Genomic DNA, 17,396 nt, shown 5'->3' with positions numbered 1-17,396 from the left:
TAGCTCGCGATGAGGCCGGCACATCCAACATCAATGTCGCCTGTCAATCCGCTATCGCGAGCAAGCTCGCTCCCACAGGGGCCAGTGGTGTTTTGAATAACAGGAGAAAATCCATGCGTTTAGTGCAGTTCGAACTGGGTAACGGCGAGCGCCGGGTAGGCGTGGTCGAGGAAGGGCTGGTTCGCGAAGTGCAGGACGCGCGTACCGTCCGGGACCTTGCCCTGGCGGCGATCAAGGCAGGCGTCAATCTGCAGCAGCAGGTGAAAGCCCTGGGCCTGGGCATCAGCCATGACTACGCAGAACTGCTGGCCCAACTGCGGATCCTCCCTCCGCTGGATCACCCGGACCCGGCGCACATGCTGGTCAGCGGCACGGGCCTGACCCATCTCGGCAGCGCTTCGGCCCGGGACAAGATGCATCAGCAGGCCGGCGACGAAGCCGCGATGACCGACACCATGCGCATTTTCAAATGGGGCGTGGAGGGCGGTAAACCGGCGGCCGGGCAGGCCGGTGTGCAACCGGAGTGGTTCTACAAGGGCGATGGCAGCATCGTCGTGCGTCCGGGCCAGCCGTTCCCGCTGCCACCCTTTGCCGAAGACGCGGGCGAAGAGCCTGAGCTCAGCGGCCTCTACGTCATCGGCCACGACGGCAAACCGTATCGCCTCGGTTTCGCGGTGGGCAACGAGTTCTCTGACCATGTCATGGAACGCAAGAATTACCTCTACCTGGCGCATTCGAAATTGCGCAGTTGCAGCTATGGCCCGGAACTGCGGGTCGGCGAATTGCCGGCACATCTGGCCGGCACCAGCCGCATCCTGCGTGACGGTGAAGTGCTGTGGCAGAACGAGTTCCTCAGCGGCGAGGCCAACATGTGCCACAGCCTGGAGAACCTCGAGTACCACCATTTCAAGTACAGCCAGTTCCTGCGTCCGGGGGACGTACACATCCATTTCTTCGGCACTGCGACCCTGTCCTTTGCCGACGGCATTCGCACCCGACCGGGTGATGTGTTCGAGATCAGTCAGGCCGAGTTCGGCGCACCGTTGATCAACGGGATCGCACCGGTTGAAGCAGCGTTCGAGCCCGGCACCGTCGGCACCCTTTAAAGGAGACACCCATGACCCGGATTCTTGGTCACAACTACATTGGCGGCCTGCGCAGCGCGACCGGAACCGTCAAACTGCAGAGCGTCGATGCCAGCACCGGCAAAGCACTGCCTCATGATTTCTTCCAGGCCACGCCTGAAGAAGTCGATGCCGCCGCCAAGACCGCTGCGGCGGCTTACCCGGCTTACCGCAGCCTGAGTGCCGAACGTCGCGCGCAATTTCTCGATGCCATTGCCGATGAACTCGACGCCTTGGGCGATGACTTCGTCGCGGTGGTCTGCCGCGAAACGGCATTGCCTGCCGGACGTATTCAAGGGGAGCGCGGGCGCACCAGTGGGCAGATGCGTCTGTTTGCCAAAGTGCTGCGTCGCGGTGATTTCTACGGCGCGCGAATCGATCAGGCCTTGCCGGATCGCCAACCGTTGCCCCGTCCGGACCTGCGTCAATACCGCATCGGCCTTGGGCCCGTCGCGGTGTTTGGTGCGAGCAACTTTCCGTTGGCGTTCTCCACCGCCGGCGGCGACACCGCGTCGGCGCTGGCCGCCGGTTGCCCGGTGGTGTTCAAGGCGCACGGCGGTCACATGGCCACCGCCGAACTGGTCGCTGATGCGTTGATTCGCGCGGCGGAAAAAACCGGCATGCCGGCCGGGGTGTTCAACATGATCTACGGCGGCGGAGTCGGCGAAGCGCTGGTTAAACACCCTGCGATTCTGGCGGTCGGTTTTACCGGTTCACTGAAGGGTGGCCGCGCGTTGTGCGACATGGCTGCCGCACGTCCACAACCGATCCCGGTGTTCGCCGAGATGTCGAGCATCAACCCGGTGATCGTGTTGCCGCAGGCATTGGACGCTCGGGCCGACACCGTCGCCCGTGACCTGACCGCTTCGGTGGTGCAGGGTTGCGGTCAGTTCTGCACCAATCCCGGTCTGGTCATCGGGATTCGCTCACCGCAATTCAGCGCATTTGTGCAGCAGGTGGCAGGGCTCATCGGCGATCAGCCGGCGCAAACGATGCTCAATGCCGGGACGTTGGACAGCTATGGCAGCGGCCTGCAAAAACTCCTCGCTCACCCGGGCATCGAGCATCTGGCTGGCAGTCCGCAGCAAGGCAATCAAGCGCAACCGCAGTTGTTCAAGGCTGACGTCAGCCTGTTGATCAATGGCGATGCAGTGCTGCAGGAAGAAGTGTTCGGCCCGACCACGGTGTTTGTCGAAGTGGCGGATCAGGCGCAACTCAGTGCCGCGTTGAACGGCCTGCACGGGCAGCTGACGGCGACGATCATTGGTGAGCCGGCGGACTTCGAACAGTTCAACGAGCTGACGGCGCTGTTGGAGCAAAAGGTCGGACGGATCCTGCTCAATGGCTATCCGACGGGCGTTGAAGTCTGCGATTCGATGGTCCACGGCGGGCCATATCCGGCAACTTCCGATGCGCGCGGCACGTCGGTGGGCACGTTGGCGATTGATCGCTTCCTGCGGCCGGTGTGTTTCCAGAACTATCCCGACAGCCTGCTGCCGGAACCGTTGAAGAACGCCAACCCCCTGCGAATCCAGCGCCTGGTGGACGGCAAGTCTTCTCGCGACGCCCTCTAACGGCCAAACACCACCCCTGTGGGAGCGGGCTTGCCCGCGATGACGGACTAACCATCAACATCAATGTTGACTGTTCAATCGCTATCGCGGGCAAGCCCGCTCCCACAGTATTTAGTGTCATCAGCAAGTTTTGTGACCGGCACAAACCCTCCCTCACATTGAGCTATCATTGCGTCTTTCCCATTCAAAGATTGACTGCCATGACTGCCGCAACCGACACCTTGCTCGCCACCCTCGAACACTGCGATATGGTGGAAATCGACGGGCTGCACGCCTTCGAATTCTCCCTCGATGAAGACGACAATCTGCACATCGAATGCCTCGACGGTCGCGTGTCAAAACACTGGGAGTTCACCCCGGCCGAGGTCGAGGCCGCGACCTTCGATCCAGACCTGCAAAGCTGGCTGATCACCGGCAGTTCCGGCGAGCATCGGCTGGTGTGCATGACCGCGTTCCGCGGTGACGACGACGAGGAAGAAGAGCGTGAGGATGCATAAGCTTTGGCCGCTGCTGATGGCCGGCAGCATCGGCGCGATGGGCATTGAGGCGGCGTCGGCCAATGACTATCAGTTGTTGGTCGGTTCCTATACGGCGGGGCAGAGCCAGGGGATTTATCGCCTGAATTTCGACAGCGCCACCGGGCAGATCAACCCCAAGCCGCTGCAAGTGGTCACCAGCGAAAACCCGTCGTGGCTGACCGTTTCCAAGGATCAGCAGCGCCTGTTCGTGGTCAACGAAAACGGCCCCGGCCAGAAAGACCCGGTCGGGCGCGTCAGCAGTTATGCGATTGACCCAAAGACCCATGCACTGAGCCTGATCAATCAGGTGCAGAGCCTGGGCAACGAGCCGACCCATTCGAGCCTCAGCGGTGATGCCAGCCACGTATTTGTCAGCAACTATTCGGTGGTTGAAGACCCGGGTGGCACGTTGGCGGTGTTGCCGGTGGGCGCCGATGGCATGCTCAAGCCGGTAGTGCAGATGAGCAGTCACCCGTCGAGCCGGGTCAATCCCGAGCGGCAGATGTCGGCACATGTGCATTCGACGGTTTCCTCGCCGGACGGCAAGTACGTGTTCTCCAATGACCTGGGCGCCGACAAGATTTTTGTCTACCGCTTCGATCCGAAGGCCAACCCTCAGCTGCCGCTGGTTGCCGCCACCCCGGCGTCTGTCCAGTTGCCAGCCGGCAGCGGACCGCGTCATTTGCTGTTCAGCGCCGATGGCAAACACGCCTGGCTGACCATGGAAATGAGCGCACAGGTCGCGGTGTTCGATTACCAGAACGGCAAGCTTGAGCAAACCCAGATGGTTGATCTGGCCGCGGGGCAGCCTGTCTCCGACAAGGCTGCCGCTGCGTTGCACGCTTCGGCCGATGGCAAATTCCTTTACGTCAGCAACCGTGGCACCGCCAATCAGGTGCTGTTGTTTGCCATCGATCCTGCGACCGGCCACCTCAAGGAGCTGCAGCGTCGTTCGGTGGAAGGTGATCACCCGCGCGAGTTCAGCCTCGACCCGAGTGGCCAGTTTTTGCTGATTGCCAATCAGAAGAGCAACCAGATTGTCGTCGTCGAACGCGATGCCAAGACCGGTCTATTGGGTAAAACCGTACAGAAACTGCCGATGGATGCCCCGAGCGACCTCAAGTTTCTGGTGCGTCAATAGGCCGCAGGCCCCGGTTGATGGGGCCTGCATCCTTGTATTAATGAGGCTGATATCTGCTAATGCTACAAAAGATTTCAAGGCGCCAACCTCGAAGGTTAAGTTTGCTTCACGGCCCCACCGGGCAAACAAGCCAACTGAATCCGAGGAATACCGCCATGAACTTCAATCTCTTCTCCATCATCGCCGCATCCGCTATCTCTGCCACCGTTGCTCTGCCAGCCAGCGCCAACGTTGAAATCAGCGACAAAAAATCCCACGCCCAGAGCTACACCCAGAAATACCTGCAACAGAGCGCCAACTTCTACGCGGCACTGGATCACAAAACCCAAGCCTGAAATTCAAGCCCTGCACCTTTTATGCAGGAGCGAAGTCACTTGCGCCGATCGAGCTGAAACGCATCGAGAAGCCTGAGTGATGTCGCTCCTGCATAACGCGTTTACGACAGCATCACATTGCCATCAATCAAGCGCTTGATATCACATGGCCATGCGTTTAGATTCGACGCTGAGTTTTTGACTCCTTATCTGATAACAAGGATCGACAGCATGGCGATGCGTCTGGCAGTGGTTCTTCTGTTTCTCTATTCCACCCCCATTGTTTCGGCTGCCCAGCCCGTTACAGACGAGCCGGACGCGGCCCGTGAGCGCTTGATGAGTTTTATTGAAGACTGAAATAGTCTGGCTTAATGATTAACGAAGCTGATGGTGACTATGGAAAACCCTGAGTGGTTGTCACCGCTTTTTTGATCGATTCTGTGGGCTCTGAAACATGCCCACGGAGAACACCATGGCCAGCTCAATCATCACTTTTGCCAAATACGGCGCCTACCTGGCCATAGGTCTTTACGTGGCCCTGGTACTGGTCGTCAGCGTTTCGGCTCAATTGCAGCACACCGTTGAAGCACCCATTCAGGTCGCTTATCCCGCCATCCAGTTCGAACACCGCGCTCAAAACGTGCTGGTCGATCACGCAGAACTGGCGGGAGTGGCAGGGACATGAAAGGGAGCAAACTCTGGGTCATCGCCTTCCTCGCATTCATGACCAATGGCGCTTCCCTTTTGGGGATAGGGCAGGGCTCGGCAGGTTCCGTTGCACGGTCCATCGAAGCCAATCACAACCTGGCGCGCAACATTGAAACCGCAAAATCGCTTGGGCTGCTGGCAGGCAATCCGCCTATGAAACGCCAAGACGATTTCTTCGGGCCGTTCCAGGTGGATTGCTCGGTGCTGGAAATGTGTGAAGTGTTCGCCTAAGAGCCAGCTGCCCTCTGAGATCCATTGTGGCGAGGGAGCTTGCTCCCGCTGGGCTGCAAAGCAGCCCCAAAACCTGCAACTTCAGCAAGATTGCGTCAGCCGATTTACGACTGCTGCGCAGCCGAGCGGGAGCAAGCTCCCTCGCCACAGGGGGTGTTCGATTACTTCTGCATCACGCCTACAAACAACGTCGACTCCAGGAACCGCTGCAACCAAACCTGCAACCGCACATAAGGCGTCTGCCCGAACCATTCGCGATCGACATGGGCGAATTGCCGTATGAACGGCATCAACGCCACATCCGCCAGGCTCGGATGCCCGGCCAACAAGTAGTCGCGCCCCTCGAGCAATTCGTCCAGCTTGCGCAAGAACCCCTCACCCGCAGCACGATAGGTTTCCATCGGCTGCTCGGGGTAACGCTCGGCGTACTTGTAGCGATTCAGATGCACCTTGAACGCCAGATCGTTCTCTTCTATCAGGGCGGCAATGTGCGCCTGTCCGGCTGGATCAGCCTTGAGCAACCAATCCTGCGGATCGTTCTGCGCCAGGGCCCAGTGCATGATCGCCAGGCTTTCATCGATCACCTGACCGTCGACACTCAGCACCGGGACCGTGCCCTTGGCCGAGAGCGCGAGCATCTCGGCAGGCTTGGCTTTCAGGCTGACCTCGACAATCTGTACCGCAACGCCCGAATAGCGCAGGGCCATGCGCGCTCGCATGGCGTAAGGGCAGCGGCGGAACGAATACAGCGTATTCATTTCACCTCCAGGGTACTCAGGCCATTGCCCTGGCGGTGGACCTGGATCTGCACCGGAATCCGCTCATGCATTTCCTGTACGTGTGAAATCACCGCGACCTTACGTCCCTGGGCTTGCAAGCCATCGAGTGCGTCCATGGCCAGTTGCAGGGATTCCGGATCGAGACTGCCAAAGCCTTCGTCGATGAACAGCGATTCGATTTTCAGTGTGCTCGAAGCCATCGACGCCAAGCCGAGCGCCAGGGCCAGCGACACCAGGAACGTCTCGCCGCCCGACAACGAGTGCACCGAGCGCAGCTCATCGCCCATCTCGGTGTCCATCACCAGCAACCCGAGCATGCTGCCGCCGCGTTTCAGGCGATAGCGCCGCACCAGCTGGCGCAATTGCACGTTGGCGTGATGCACCAGCAAGTCGAGGTTGTAGGCCTGAGCGATCTTGCGGAAGGTGTCGCCGGTCGCCGAGCCGATCAACGCATTCAGGCGAGCCCAGCGTTGATACTCGCTGTAGGCGTCGGAAATCTGCTGCGCCAGGGCTTGGTTGGCATTCTGCCGACGCTGATCCTCGGCCTGTTCGGCGCGCAGTTCGGCGCAACGGTGTTCGCTGGCGGTGAACAGGTTTTGCAGGTCTGCCAGGGCCGTGGCGAGTTGCTCGGCGTCGAGATTGCCGTTGTTTTGCGCCTGATGATTGAGCAGGCGCTGATCCCGTTCCTGTAATCGCACGTTGGCCTGTTCGATGGCTTTTTCGCTTTGCTGCAAGTGCTGCCGCAGTTCGCTGACTTGCTGGTCGTCGACGCTCAGCAGCGCTTCCAGTCCGCCATCGTCGAGCTCCGGATGCAAGGCGCGCCAGTCGGCGATCTTTGCGCTCAGGTCGCGGTCTTCGGTTTCCAGGGCCAGCAGGCGCTCTTGTCTGGCTTTGAGTTCAGCGGCCAGTTCGACTAACCGTGTGTGCACGGTTTGCAGTTCCTGATGGGCCGTTGCCTGGGCAGTGCGCGCCTGTTCGACGGCTTGATCCAGTTGCTGCTGCCAGTGTTCGGCGCTGCTGTGTTCGCCCAGCAATTGCGTCAGCCGTTCCTGGCAAGCCTGTTGTTGCTCGGCAAGGACGGTGAATTGCTGTTGCGCCGCTTCCAGTGCCTGGGCGCGGGCCAGTTGGCGGTCCTGTTCTTTTTCCAGTGTCTGTTGGCGTTGTTGCTGTTCACTGAGCTCATCGCGTTGCTGATCGAGTTGCTCCAGGCGCTGGGCGATCTGCCGGTCGAGTTGCATGAAGGTCGCGGCGGGTTCGTTGCGCAAGGCCTCCAGTGTCTCGGCCGGGAGCAGGGTGCTGAAGGCGCTCAGCTCTTCGTCCAGGCGCTGGCGATCACTGCCCAGCTCACGCTGTTGGTTACTCAAGTGCTGCGTCGCTTGCTGGCTTGCCGCTTCGGCACTGCGCAGTTGTTGCTGAAGGCGAGCCGCGTCCTGTTGCAAGGTGAGCAGGGCGGTTTGCCGTTGTTCATCCTGGGTGATGCTCTGGTTCAACTGGCTGTTTTGCTGCGCCAGCCAACCGTCTCGTTTGCTCGCGTCCTGAGCCAGCAGTTGCGTCGACAACGGATGCGCTTCGAGGCTCGGCGTCAGGCCTTGTTGCTGGGTGGCGAGTTGCTCCTGTTGCTGCAACAGTTCTTTTTGCTGAGCGATCAAGCCGCCGACTTCGCCACGCAAATCGGTGAGTTTCTCTTTCAGCAGGTCAACGGCCTTCTGCGCGTTGGCCTGCTCGCTTTCATCGTGGCGACCGAGGCTTTGCAGTAACGCTTCGGGCTGATGATAAGGGTGGTCGGGGCTGCCGCAGACCGGGCAGGGCTGATCGTCCTGCAACTGTGCGCGCAGTTCTTCGACGCTGGCGCTGCGGGCCAGACGCTGACGCTCCAGCAGTTCGCGAGTGACGGTCAGGGTCTGTTCGGCGACGACCAGGTCGTTCTTGGTCTTCACACCGTCCTGGGTCAGGCGATCACGTTCCTGCTGAGCGCTGAGCTGGCGTTGCGAAAGCTCGGCGCTGCGCTTGTCGATCTCCTGCTGGCTGGCCCACAGCCGTGTCAGTTCTTCAAACGCCCGCAGTTGTTTGCGGTTGTCCTGCAACAGGTTGCCCAGCAGCTGGATCTGTTCGGCCACGGCTTCGGGCTCGGCACCGGCCTCTTTATAAAGCACTTCCAGATGCTGCTTTTGAGCCGCCAGTTCTTCGCCGGCGCGGGCGGCGCTTTGCTCCAGAGCCGCCAGTTCAGCCTGGCCCTTGTTCAAGCGATTACCGATCAGCATCAACTGTTGCAGGCGATCACGGTAGGCGTTCCACGCCTCGCTCAACGGCGCTAAATGCGTGCTTTGCTCAAGCTCGCCGGCAATCCGCTCCAGACGTGCAGCCACCTGCTTTTGTTGCTCGAGCAGGCCCTGAATCGTGTTCTGCCCTTGAGTGCTGGCCAGTTCCGTTTGTTGCTTATGTTCGGCACTCACACTGGCGTCTTTGACCAACCGGGCGAGGGTGCTTTGCTCTTCAAAGGCCTGGCGCAGCAACGGAGCTTTTGCCGTGTGTTGGCTTTGGGCTTCGACCAGCGCGGTCTGCGCAGCGCTCAAGCTCTGTTCGAGTTGCGCCTGCCGCTCGTTCAACTCGGCTTGCTGTTGGGTGTGCTGCTGAATCTGCGCCGCCAGCGGGGTGAGCTGGGCGGTGAGTTCGGTCTTGCGGGCGAACTGGTGCCGTTGCGGGGCCAGTTGCTCCAGGCGACTGAGCTTCAACCGTTCGCCGGCCAGGCTTTCCCAGTGCTGTCGGGCGCTGGTCAGTTGCTCGGTGGCGCTCTGTTGCTCGTCCTGCAATTGACGCAGGTCCTTGAGCCAGGTGTGCTGCAATTCAAGCTGTTTGAGCTGCGCTTGCTGGGTCTTGAGTTGCTGCTGCGCCTCGTTGAAGCGCTCATCGAGTTCGGCCCGGGCTTCGGGGGACAGCGGCGTCACGCCCGTGGCCTGATCCTGCAATAACTTGTGCGCTTCACGCGCCTCTTTGGCTTTGTCGAAGGCCCGGCGACCGAGGCGGGTGTAGAGCGCGGTATCGGTGAGCTTTTCCAGCAGTTCGCTGCGTTCGTTGTCGTTAGCCTTGAGGAAGGCACTGAACTCGCTCTGGGCCAGCAGCACGGCGCGGGTGAACTGTTCGAAGTTCAGGCCCAGCACGGCTTCGAGCTGGGTTTTGAACTCGACTTTCTGACTGGCCAGCAACTGATCCTGATCGATGTCGCGCAGACTCTGACGGCTGGCTTGCAGCTTACCGCCAGCCTTTTCGCGAGCGCGATTGGCTTCCCAGCGCGCGCGGTAACGCCGGCCGTCGATGCCGACGAAATCCACCTCGGCATACCCTTCTCCGGTGCCACGCCGCAGCAAGGTACGCGGGTCGCCGGTGCTGATTTCGCCATCGGCGTCCGGTGCCTTGGCAGACACCTGGGCGTTGCTCAACCGAGGAACGGCGCCAAACAGCGCGAGGCACAAGGCGTCGAGCAAGGTACTTTTGCCCGCACCAGTCGGCCCGGTGATCGCGAACAGGCCGGCACTCGCCAGCGGTTCAGCGGTAAAGTCGATTTCAAAGGGCCCGGCCAGCGAGGCGAGGTTTTTCAGGCGGATCGCGAGGATCTTCATGGTTGTTCGCTCTCCATCTGCACATCCTGCAACAGCTCGGCAAAGTCCTTCAGCGTTTGCTCATCGACCTCGCTGCCGTAGTTGTCCTGCCAAGCGCGGCTGAACAGTTCCTGAGGTGAGAGCTGGTCGAGTTCAATCAACGTGGTGCCGTCATCGACACCCTCGCGGCTGCCATTGCCGGCGTATTCAGCGGCGATCCGCACCAGACGCACGGCTTTGCCTTGCAGGGCGCTTTCCACCTGGTGGCGCAAGTCGGGTTGCGGCTCATCAAGACGCACCCGAACTTCCAGCCACGGCTGGCGCTGGATGTCGGCCAGCAAGTCGATATTCGGCAGGTCGGCCAGTTGCAAGAGGATTTCGGCCAGCGGCGCCGGGCCGATGCGTTGCAGGTTGACCGCGCGGGGAATCAGTTTCGGCTCGACGCTGACCAGGGTTTCGCCGTCGAGCGTGACGTCGAGAATCTGATGCTGATAGCCGATTTCCGAGAAGGACAACGGAATCGGTGAGCCGCTGTAGCGAATGCGTTCTTCACCGTTGACCTTCTGCGGCTTGTGCAAATGCCCCAGCGCGACGTAGCTGATGCTCGGCCCGAACAGGCTGGCGGGCAGGGCTTCGGCATTGCCGATGATCAGGCTGCGCTCGGAGTCTTCCGACACGGACCCACCGGCCATGTGCGCATGGCTGATGGCAATCAACGCCTGGCCAGGCTTGCGCTTGGCATTGGCCGCCTCGATCAGCCATTCATGAACCTGACCGATGCCGCGCAAGTAGTTGTCACCCAACTGCGCGCCAGTCACTTCGGCCGGGCGCAAAAACGGCAGCGCCAGGCACCAGCCGGCGATTTCACCGCTGGCATCCGGTAACGGCAACAACAACCGCTCGGCATCCAGTTGACCATCGTCGAGCCACAGTACTCGGCCAAGCGCGTGGGTGCGCAAACGGCGCATCAACGGCGCGGGCAGTTCGATCCGCGAGCCAGAGTCGTGGTTGCCGGCGATGATCACGATGGTCAGCAACGGTTGCTGCTCGTGGGCGCTGACGATGAATTCGTAGAGGCGCTCCTGCGCTTTGACCGGCGGATTGACCGTGTCGAAGATATCGCCGGCGATCAACAGCACGTCGGGCTGGTCCAGCTTCAGCTGGCGCAGCAGCCATTCAAGAAAGCAGGCGTGCTCGAAATCGCGTTCCTGGCCGTGCAGGTTCTGCCCAAGGTGCCAGTCGGAGGTGTGAAACAGACGCAAGGCGAACTCCGTAGGAATAAGGTAATGGCCGCGTGGAAAATGAGGGCGGCGAAAGGGGAGAGAGTTTAATGGCAAACACACTGGATGTGGCCAACCAACACAACCCTTGTAGCAGCTGCCGAGCCTGCGAGGCTGCGTTCGGCTGCGGAGCTGTCGTAAATGCTGCTTGCGCGATTTGCCTGATCCACCGCATATGCTGATTTTACGACTGCTTCGCAGCCGGACGCAGGCTTCGCCAGCTGCTACAGGGAGTGTGGTGGCCGTGATTATTTCGGGTACAGCGGCGGGAGACCACTGTCACCCACCGGATCCTGAACCCGTTCGGCAATCGGGATCGCCTTGATCGCCCGCCACAGATCTTCGCCTTGCCAGTGCTGGCCGGTTTCGCTGTAGAGCGCGCCGTTTAAGCCGTCCAGTGCGTCGGACAAAGGCACGAACCGGGCGGCCATGTCGGCCAGGGTTTCCGGCTGTTGCCGGGCCCAGGCGTCGAGGGCCTGGCGGGTGGCGTGGGAGTCGTTGGCCTGGCAGGCGCGTTTGAGTTCGTCGAGGACGGTGCGTGGGCTCGGGCCGGTCTGCGCGGCACGCAGGATTGCCGGTTGCCAGCGGGCGCGCCACCAGAGTCCGAAACCCAGCAACGTGGTGCAGGCCAGAATCAATGTGCTGAGTTTCCACTTCCACAAGGTTTCACTGTCGACGCCGGTATTCACTTGCGCGGTGTTAGCCGGTGTATCAATCACCAGGCTCGGATTGTTCGCCACTTGCAGGCTTCGGGCCGGCAGGCTGCTGTGTTCCAGGTGATCTTCGAAGGTGTTCCACCAGACCACTTCCACCGCGGGCAACTCGATGGCACCACTGCGGCCCGGCACCAGCGCTTCGCGATCTTCACGGCTGCCGATCAGGCCGCGCTCGGTGCTTTGGTTGCTCAGCACCGGTTGATCCGGGTAGCGGCGCAGTCCATTGACGTCGGTGGCGGGCAGCGGCGGCAGTTGGGAGCTGGCCAGGCCTTCGGCCTTCAAGGTCAGACTACGAGTCAGCGAATCACCTACCTGCGCATGGTCCGGCTCCGGGTTCCAGCTTTCGCTCAGGCTCAGGCTGCGGGCCGGCAACCAGGGCAGGTCGGCAGGGTAAGTAATGGGTTTGGCCTTGACCGTTAGCAGAATCGGCGCGGAGCTGACACGCATCAGTTTCCCGGACTTCGGCGCCTGGGTGGCGTCCTGGGTGGGCTGGGCGTCGACGAGCGTGGCGCTGAAGATCTGCGCCGGAATGGTCAATTCGCCGCTGTGTTGCGGGTAGATCGCATAACGCATTTCGATCACGCCGTGGCGCAGGCCGTTGATGGCTTTCTCGTAAGTGCGCGACTCGCCCAGTTGTTCGATTCGCGCATCGGGAATCTGCAACGGCGTCAGGCTGCTGTCGTCGTACAGCGACACCGAATGATAGATGCGCAAGGTCAGGATGGCCTGGGCCTGCACGTAAACGCTGGACTGATCGAGGCTGGCGTCGATGAACACCGGGGCCAGTTTGTTCGCGGTGTCCTGGGTTTCGCTTTCGACCACTTGCACGGTAATCGGCTGGCTCTGGACGTCGCCCAGCTGCAGCGGTGGAATCGTCACGCTGCCGTTTTCCTTGGGCAGCAAGGTGATGATCCAACGTGTAGTGGCGCGATTGTCGCCGTTCAGGGTGGTCAGTTGGTTAACCTGGCGGGTGCCACGCACTTCGAACAGCGGTTCCAGCGGCGCCAGGTCAGGCTTGCCGAACTGCGTCACGTCGTTGGATTCCAGGGTCAGTTCGACCGTCTCGCCGGAGTTCAGACGACTGCGATCGACACTGGCGACCAGCGCCGCCGCGTGGACCTGAACGGTGCTAAACAGCAGGGCGAGCATGAAAAGGGTGAAGCGGGTCATCGCGTTTTTTCCTGATCCTGATGTTGTTGCTGTTCGTACCAGAATTTGCGCCTGAGCAATTCACCCGGGTCATCCGGGATCTTGCGCAGCCATTGCTCCAGCGCCTGACGCTGTTCGCCATCGATATTGTCGCTGGCTGGCCGCATCGGTGGTGTGGTGCTTTGCTCGTCCCCCAGCTCGCTGCCCGGGACTTCATTGGTGCCCGGTTTCGGCGGCGTTGTGGCCTGTTGCCCGGCGTCCGGCGTGGTCTGTCCGGCGTCGGATTTCGGATGGTCGTTGTCCGCCGGTTGTGTGGCGGCACCCGGTGGCGGTTCTTGCTCGGTGTTCTGGGTCTCGTCATCGGCGGATTTCTGCGGCTCAACCGGTGGTGGTGCGTTTTTCTGCTTGAGCAGACTTTCTACCAGTGCCTTGTTGGTCTGCGCCGGGCGCAGATCCGGTTGACGTTCCAGTGCCTGATCGTAAGCGTCCAGCGCCGCTTCCAGCTCACCGCTTTTGGCCAGGGCGTTGCCACGATTGTAGTGGGCGTGCGCATCGTTGCCCTCGGCGAACCGCTGGGCGGCGCCGCTATAGTCGCCAGCTTCATACAGCGCGACGCCTTGCCACTGCGGATCCTCAAAATGCTGCGAAGCCTTCGCCGGATGGCCTTGCCTGAGCAGATGCAGGCCCCGTTGATCGGGGCGCAACCACAAGTCTTCAAAGTCGAAGGCATAGCTCGGTTGCGGCAACAGGAGCAGTAAAGGCAGGCAGAACAACCAGCCACGGCGACCGGCGCACGCCGCCAGCAGCAACAGCGGCAGCAGCAACCAGTAACCCTCATCGGCCCAGGTGTCCAGGCGCAAGGTCTGGCCGTCGTTGCGCAGGGTGCGTGGACCGTCAAGCAGGCCGAGCCCGCGCAGGTCGGTATCGCCCAGTCGCGCTGGGCGATAGCGTCCGCCGAGGTCGTTGGCAAAGGCTTTCAGGCTGGGACTGTCCAGGCGCGGCACCAGAATCGCGCCCTGGTCGTCCTTGAGGAAACTGCCGTCCTCTTGCGCGACCGGCGCGCCTTCGGCGGTGCCGATGCCGAGCATCAGGAACTGCGTCGATTTTCGGTCCAGTGCCTGGCGAATCCCTTCACGTTCCAGGTCCGTCAAGGTGGAACCAATCAACAGGATCCGGCCTTCACCCAAATCCCCCTGATTCAGCAGTGCCAGGGCCTTGGTCACCGCGAGGTCCGCGCGATGGCCTGCTTCGGGCATCAGCGAAGGCTTGAGCGCATCGAGCAGATTACGGCTGGTCGACAGGTCATCCGACAGGGGCACCAGGGTGTGGGCGCTGCCGGCATAGACGACGATTGCAGTCTGGGCGTCGCTGCGCACTTGCAGCAGGTCTAACAGTTTGCGTCGTGCCTGTTCGAGTCGGTTCGGCGCCACGTCGGTGGCGAGCATTTCCGGGGTCAGCTCAAGCACAACCACCAGCGGGTCGGCGGGTTTCTGACTGATTTGTTCGACGCGCTCCCAACTCGGCCCCAACAAGGCCAGGACGGTCAATACCCACGCCATGCCAAGGACGACCCACGGCAGCTTGTTATCGCGACCGTTGCCACCGCTCAGCAGTGCGGCGTGGAAGGCCGGTGGCAGGATCATCTGCCAGCGTCCGGCGCGTTTTTGCCGATGCCAGAGTTGCCAGAGCAGCCAGCCCAACAGCGGCACCAACAGCAACCACCAGGGGCGAAACCAGTACGGCCACAGCGCACTCATCGGCGCCTCCGCAGACGCAGGCGTTTGAGCCGCTGGCGCCAGTCAGGCAGTTGCGTCTGCAAAAACAGGTCCTTGGTAAACAGCCGTTGCAGTGGGTTGTCCGGCCAACGCTCGCGAACCACCAACAACATGCTCAACAACAACGCCAGTGCCAAAGGCCAGTGATACAACGCCTGCGCCGGGCGAGCCTGGGTCGGTTGTTGAGTCACTGGCTCAAGTGTGTCGAGGGTGTCCTTGATCGACTGCAGCTCTTTGCCATCGTGGGCGCGAAAGTACTGGCCGCCGGTGGCTTGGGCGATGGCCTTCAACGCCGGTTCATCGAGGTCCAGGCTCGGATTGACCCCGAGAAAACCCAAGGTGCCGCTCTGCTCCGGGTCGGCGCCGATGCCGATCGGGTAGATCTTCACGCCTTCTTTGGCCGCCAGCCGCGCTGCCGTGAGCGGGTCGATTTCACCGCCATTGTTGGCGCCGTCCGTGACCAGGATCAGCACGCGGCTCTGGGCTGGACGCATGCGCAGGCGTTTAAGGGCGAGGCCGATCGCGTCGCCAATGGCGGTGTTCTTGCCGGCGATGCCGATTCGCGCTTCGTCGAGCCACACGCGTACGGTGTGTCGGTCGAACGTCAAGGGCGCTTGCAGGTACGCCTGGCTGCCGAACAGGATCAGGCCGACGCGATCGCCGTCGCGACTTTCAAGGAAGTCACCGAGCAAGTGCTGAACCAGCGACAGTCGGCTGACGTCTTCGTCCTGCCACTGCATGTCGGGGAAATCCATGGAGCCGGACACGTCCACGGCCACCAGCAGATCGCGACCACTGGCGGCAATCGGCAGCGGTTCGCCCAGCCATTGCGGGCGCGCTGTCGCTATCAGCAACAACAGCCACAACAGAATGAACGGTGCTTGCTGGCGCCAGGCTGGCAGGTTGGCCCGGGCACGGCGGCGGGCCAGGCCTTCGAGGTCGTTGAGGAAACTGACTTTGAGCGCCGGTTCGCCGCTGTCGGCCACCGGCAGCAGAACGCGCATCAACCAGGGCAGCGGCAGCAGGGCAAAGATCCACGGCCAGGCGAACTCAAACATGTTTGCGAATCCAGGTATCGACGGCTTGAGTGAGGCCGGCGATGGCCTTGTCGTCGAGTTTGCATTCGGGTTTGTAGGCGCCTTCGACCAGCACCATCCAGCGTGTCAGGCCGGCGGCCGGGCAACGGTTGTCGAGGAACGCCAGCCACTTGCGCCCGTTGAGGGTATGGCTCTGACTGTAGGGGTAATGGTTGCGGCACAGGCGTTTGAGCAAGCCGTTAAGCTGCTGCAACCAGGCGCCGGCCGGTGCGCCGTCGTAGGGTTTTGGCATCTGCGCCAGTTCGGCCAATGCGGCGATACGCACCGGGTCCAGCGGTTGTTCGGCGCGCACGATCGGGCGTTTGTCCGGAATGAGTCGCCGCGCCTTCCACAGGCCAAAACCGATCAGCGGCAGCAAAAACAGCAACAGCCACCAGCCGGGCGCGGGTGGCCAGAATTCGATGGGCGGCGGGGAAATCAGCGGTTGCAGTTGATCGAGGCTGCTCATCGACCTTTCCCCGGTTTTTGTAGGTTCAGATACTCACGCAATTGCTCGACCATCTCGCTCTGGGTGCTCAACGGCATCAGCAATACCCGCAGCTTTTGCGCGAGCAGTTCCCAGCGGGCGATGCGGGCTTCGGCCTGGGCGCGGTAAGTCTGGCGCAGGTCGAAATTCAGCGTGTCGAGTTCCAGTTGCGCGCCACGTTCGGCGAAGCGCAGCAGCCCGGCGGCGGGGAGGGCGTGATCCAGTGGGTCGGACAGTGGCAGCAGCAACAGGTCGCAATGACGCGACAACAGACTCAATTGCTGTTCAGCACCTTCGGTCAAGGCGCGTTCATCGCAGATCACGATGACCAGGCTGCCGGGGCGCAGCACCTCCCGCGCCCGACGCAGGGCCATGTTGAGGGAATCACGGTTCTGCTCGCTTTCGGTGTGCAGCGACTGATTGACCCGCACCAGACGGTTAAGCAGTTGCAGCAGGCTTTGTTTGCTGCGCCGGGGCTTGATCTCGTAGTGCTCGTTGTCGCCGAACACCAGCCCGCCGACCCGGTCGTTATGGCCCAGGGCTGCCCAGCCGATCAGGCTCGCTGCCTGGGCGGCCAGCACTGATTTGAACATCAGCCCGGAGCCGAAAAACAGCCGACGGCTTTGCTCGACCATGATGAAAATCGGCCGCTCGCGTTCTTCGTGAAACAGCTTGGTGTGGGGCTCCTGGGTGCGGGCGGTGACTCGCCAGTCGATGGTGCGCACGTCGTCGCCGGCCTGATAAACCCGCACCTGATCGAAGTCCACGCCACGGCCGCGCAGCTTGGAGTGGTGCAGGCCGATCAGCGGGCTGCGCTGGCTCGGCGTGGAAAACAGCTGCACTTCGCGCACGCGATGGCGCATCTCGATCAGCTCGGCGAGACTGACGCGGATGCCCGGCTCGGGCGGCAGGAGGGCGTTCATCGGGG

The 17,396-nt window shown here is 61.7% G+C and carries 16 protein-coding genes; 8 read left to right on the top strand and 8 right to left on the bottom strand.

From position 1 onward, the window contains the following. The first annotated feature begins 113 nt into the window (after positions 1 to 113). From araD1 to ACA075_RS15605, 8 genes are all read left to right on the top strand, one after another. On the top strand, positions 114 to 1,106 hold the full coding sequence (araD1, locus tag ACA075_RS15640; protein WP_497293682.1) for an AraD1 family protein: 993 nt from the start codon (positions 114 to 116) through the stop codon (positions 1,104 to 1,106). An 11-nt stretch (positions 1,107 to 1,117) separates the two neighbouring features. Further along, positions 1,118 to 2,698 (top strand): aldehyde dehydrogenase (NADP(+)), encoded by a 1,581-nt coding sequence (locus ACA075_RS15635; protein ID WP_497293681.1) that lies wholly within the window; start codon positions 1,118 to 1,120, stop codon positions 2,696 to 2,698. A gap of 200 nt (positions 2,699 to 2,898) precedes the next feature. Further along, positions 2,899 to 3,195 (top strand): DUF5629 family protein, encoded by a 297-nt coding sequence (locus ACA075_RS15630; RefSeq protein WP_497293679.1) that lies wholly within the window; start codon positions 2,899 to 2,901, stop codon positions 3,193 to 3,195. Then, positions 3,188 to 4,357: a lactonase family protein gene (locus tag ACA075_RS15625; RefSeq protein ID WP_497293678.1), complete on the top strand. Its 1,170-nt coding sequence runs from the start codon at positions 3,188 to 3,190 to the stop codon at positions 4,355 to 4,357. The genes ACA075_RS15630 and ACA075_RS15625 overlap by 8 nt, the downstream gene beginning before the upstream one ends. A gap of 155 nt (positions 4,358 to 4,512) precedes the next feature. Continuing rightward, the gene (locus ACA075_RS15620; RefSeq protein ID WP_010459844.1) at positions 4,513 to 4,692 is read left to right on the top strand and encodes a hypothetical protein; all 180 of its coding nucleotides are present in this window, start codon (positions 4,513 to 4,515) and stop codon (positions 4,690 to 4,692) included. Positions 4,693 to 4,902: 210 nt separating this feature from the next. Then, positions 4,903 to 5,028: a hypothetical protein gene (locus tag ACA075_RS15615; protein WP_497293676.1), complete on the top strand. Its 126-nt coding sequence runs from the start codon at positions 4,903 to 4,905 to the stop codon at positions 5,026 to 5,028. A 115-nt stretch (positions 5,029 to 5,143) separates the two neighbouring features. After that, complete coding sequence (locus tag ACA075_RS15610) at positions 5,144 to 5,356, top strand: hypothetical protein (protein WP_497293674.1); 213 nt, start codon at positions 5,144 to 5,146, stop codon at positions 5,354 to 5,356. Beyond that, entirely contained in the window at positions 5,353 to 5,610 is a 258-nt protein-coding gene (locus ACA075_RS15605; protein ID WP_497293672.1) for a hypothetical protein, read from the top strand. The genes ACA075_RS15610 and ACA075_RS15605 overlap by 4 nt, the downstream gene beginning before the upstream one ends. Before the next feature lie 161 nt (positions 5,611 to 5,771). On the opposite strand, the gene ACA075_RS15600 is transcribed toward ACA075_RS15605, so the two are convergent. From ACA075_RS15600 to ACA075_RS15565, 8 genes are all read right to left on the bottom strand, one after another. Further along, positions 5,772 to 6,368 (bottom strand): glutathione S-transferase, encoded by a 597-nt coding sequence (locus tag ACA075_RS15600; protein ID WP_497293670.1) that lies wholly within the window; start codon positions 6,366 to 6,368, stop codon positions 5,772 to 5,774. Further along, positions 6,365 to 10,006 (bottom strand): AAA family ATPase, encoded by a 3,642-nt coding sequence (locus ACA075_RS15595; protein WP_497293668.1) that lies wholly within the window; start codon positions 10,004 to 10,006, stop codon positions 6,365 to 6,367. The genes ACA075_RS15600 and ACA075_RS15595 overlap by 4 nt, the downstream gene beginning before the upstream one ends. Then, positions 10,003 to 11,247, bottom strand: a complete 1,245-nt coding sequence (locus tag ACA075_RS15590) for an exonuclease SbcCD subunit D C-terminal domain-containing protein (RefSeq protein ID WP_497293666.1) — start codon at positions 11,245 to 11,247, stop codon at positions 10,003 to 10,005. The genes ACA075_RS15595 and ACA075_RS15590 overlap by 4 nt, the downstream gene beginning before the upstream one ends. Before the next feature lie 266 nt (positions 11,248 to 11,513). Then, on the bottom strand, positions 11,514 to 13,151 hold the full coding sequence (locus tag ACA075_RS15585) for a BatD family protein (RefSeq protein WP_497293664.1): 1,638 nt from the start codon (positions 13,149 to 13,151) through the stop codon (positions 11,514 to 11,516). Further along, positions 13,148 to 14,887, bottom strand: a complete 1,740-nt coding sequence (locus ACA075_RS15580) for a tetratricopeptide repeat protein (RefSeq protein WP_497293663.1) — start codon at positions 14,885 to 14,887, stop codon at positions 13,148 to 13,150. Before ACA075_RS15580 ends, ACA075_RS15585 begins: the two co-directional genes overlap by 4 nt. Then, a complete protein-coding gene (locus ACA075_RS15575) occupies positions 14,884 to 15,963 on the bottom strand; it encodes a vWA domain-containing protein (RefSeq protein WP_497293661.1) in 1,080 nt (359 codons plus the stop codon). The genes ACA075_RS15580 and ACA075_RS15575 overlap by 4 nt, the downstream gene beginning before the upstream one ends. After that, entirely contained in the window at positions 15,956 to 16,450 is a 495-nt protein-coding gene (locus tag ACA075_RS15570; RefSeq protein ID WP_497293659.1) for a DUF4381 domain-containing protein, read from the bottom strand. Before ACA075_RS15570 ends, ACA075_RS15575 begins: the two co-directional genes overlap by 8 nt. After that, positions 16,447 to 17,391 (bottom strand): DUF58 domain-containing protein, encoded by a 945-nt coding sequence (locus ACA075_RS15565; RefSeq protein WP_497293658.1) that lies wholly within the window; start codon positions 17,389 to 17,391, stop codon positions 16,447 to 16,449. Before ACA075_RS15565 ends, ACA075_RS15570 begins: the two co-directional genes overlap by 4 nt. Between the last annotated feature and the right edge of the window lie 5 nt (positions 17,392 to 17,396).

It is taken from the genome of Pseudomonas sp. LBUM1663 (assembly GCF_059695905.1).
The sequence above is the reverse complement of the archived record's forward strand: the minus strand, read 5'-3'. Positions and strand labels throughout refer to the sequence as shown.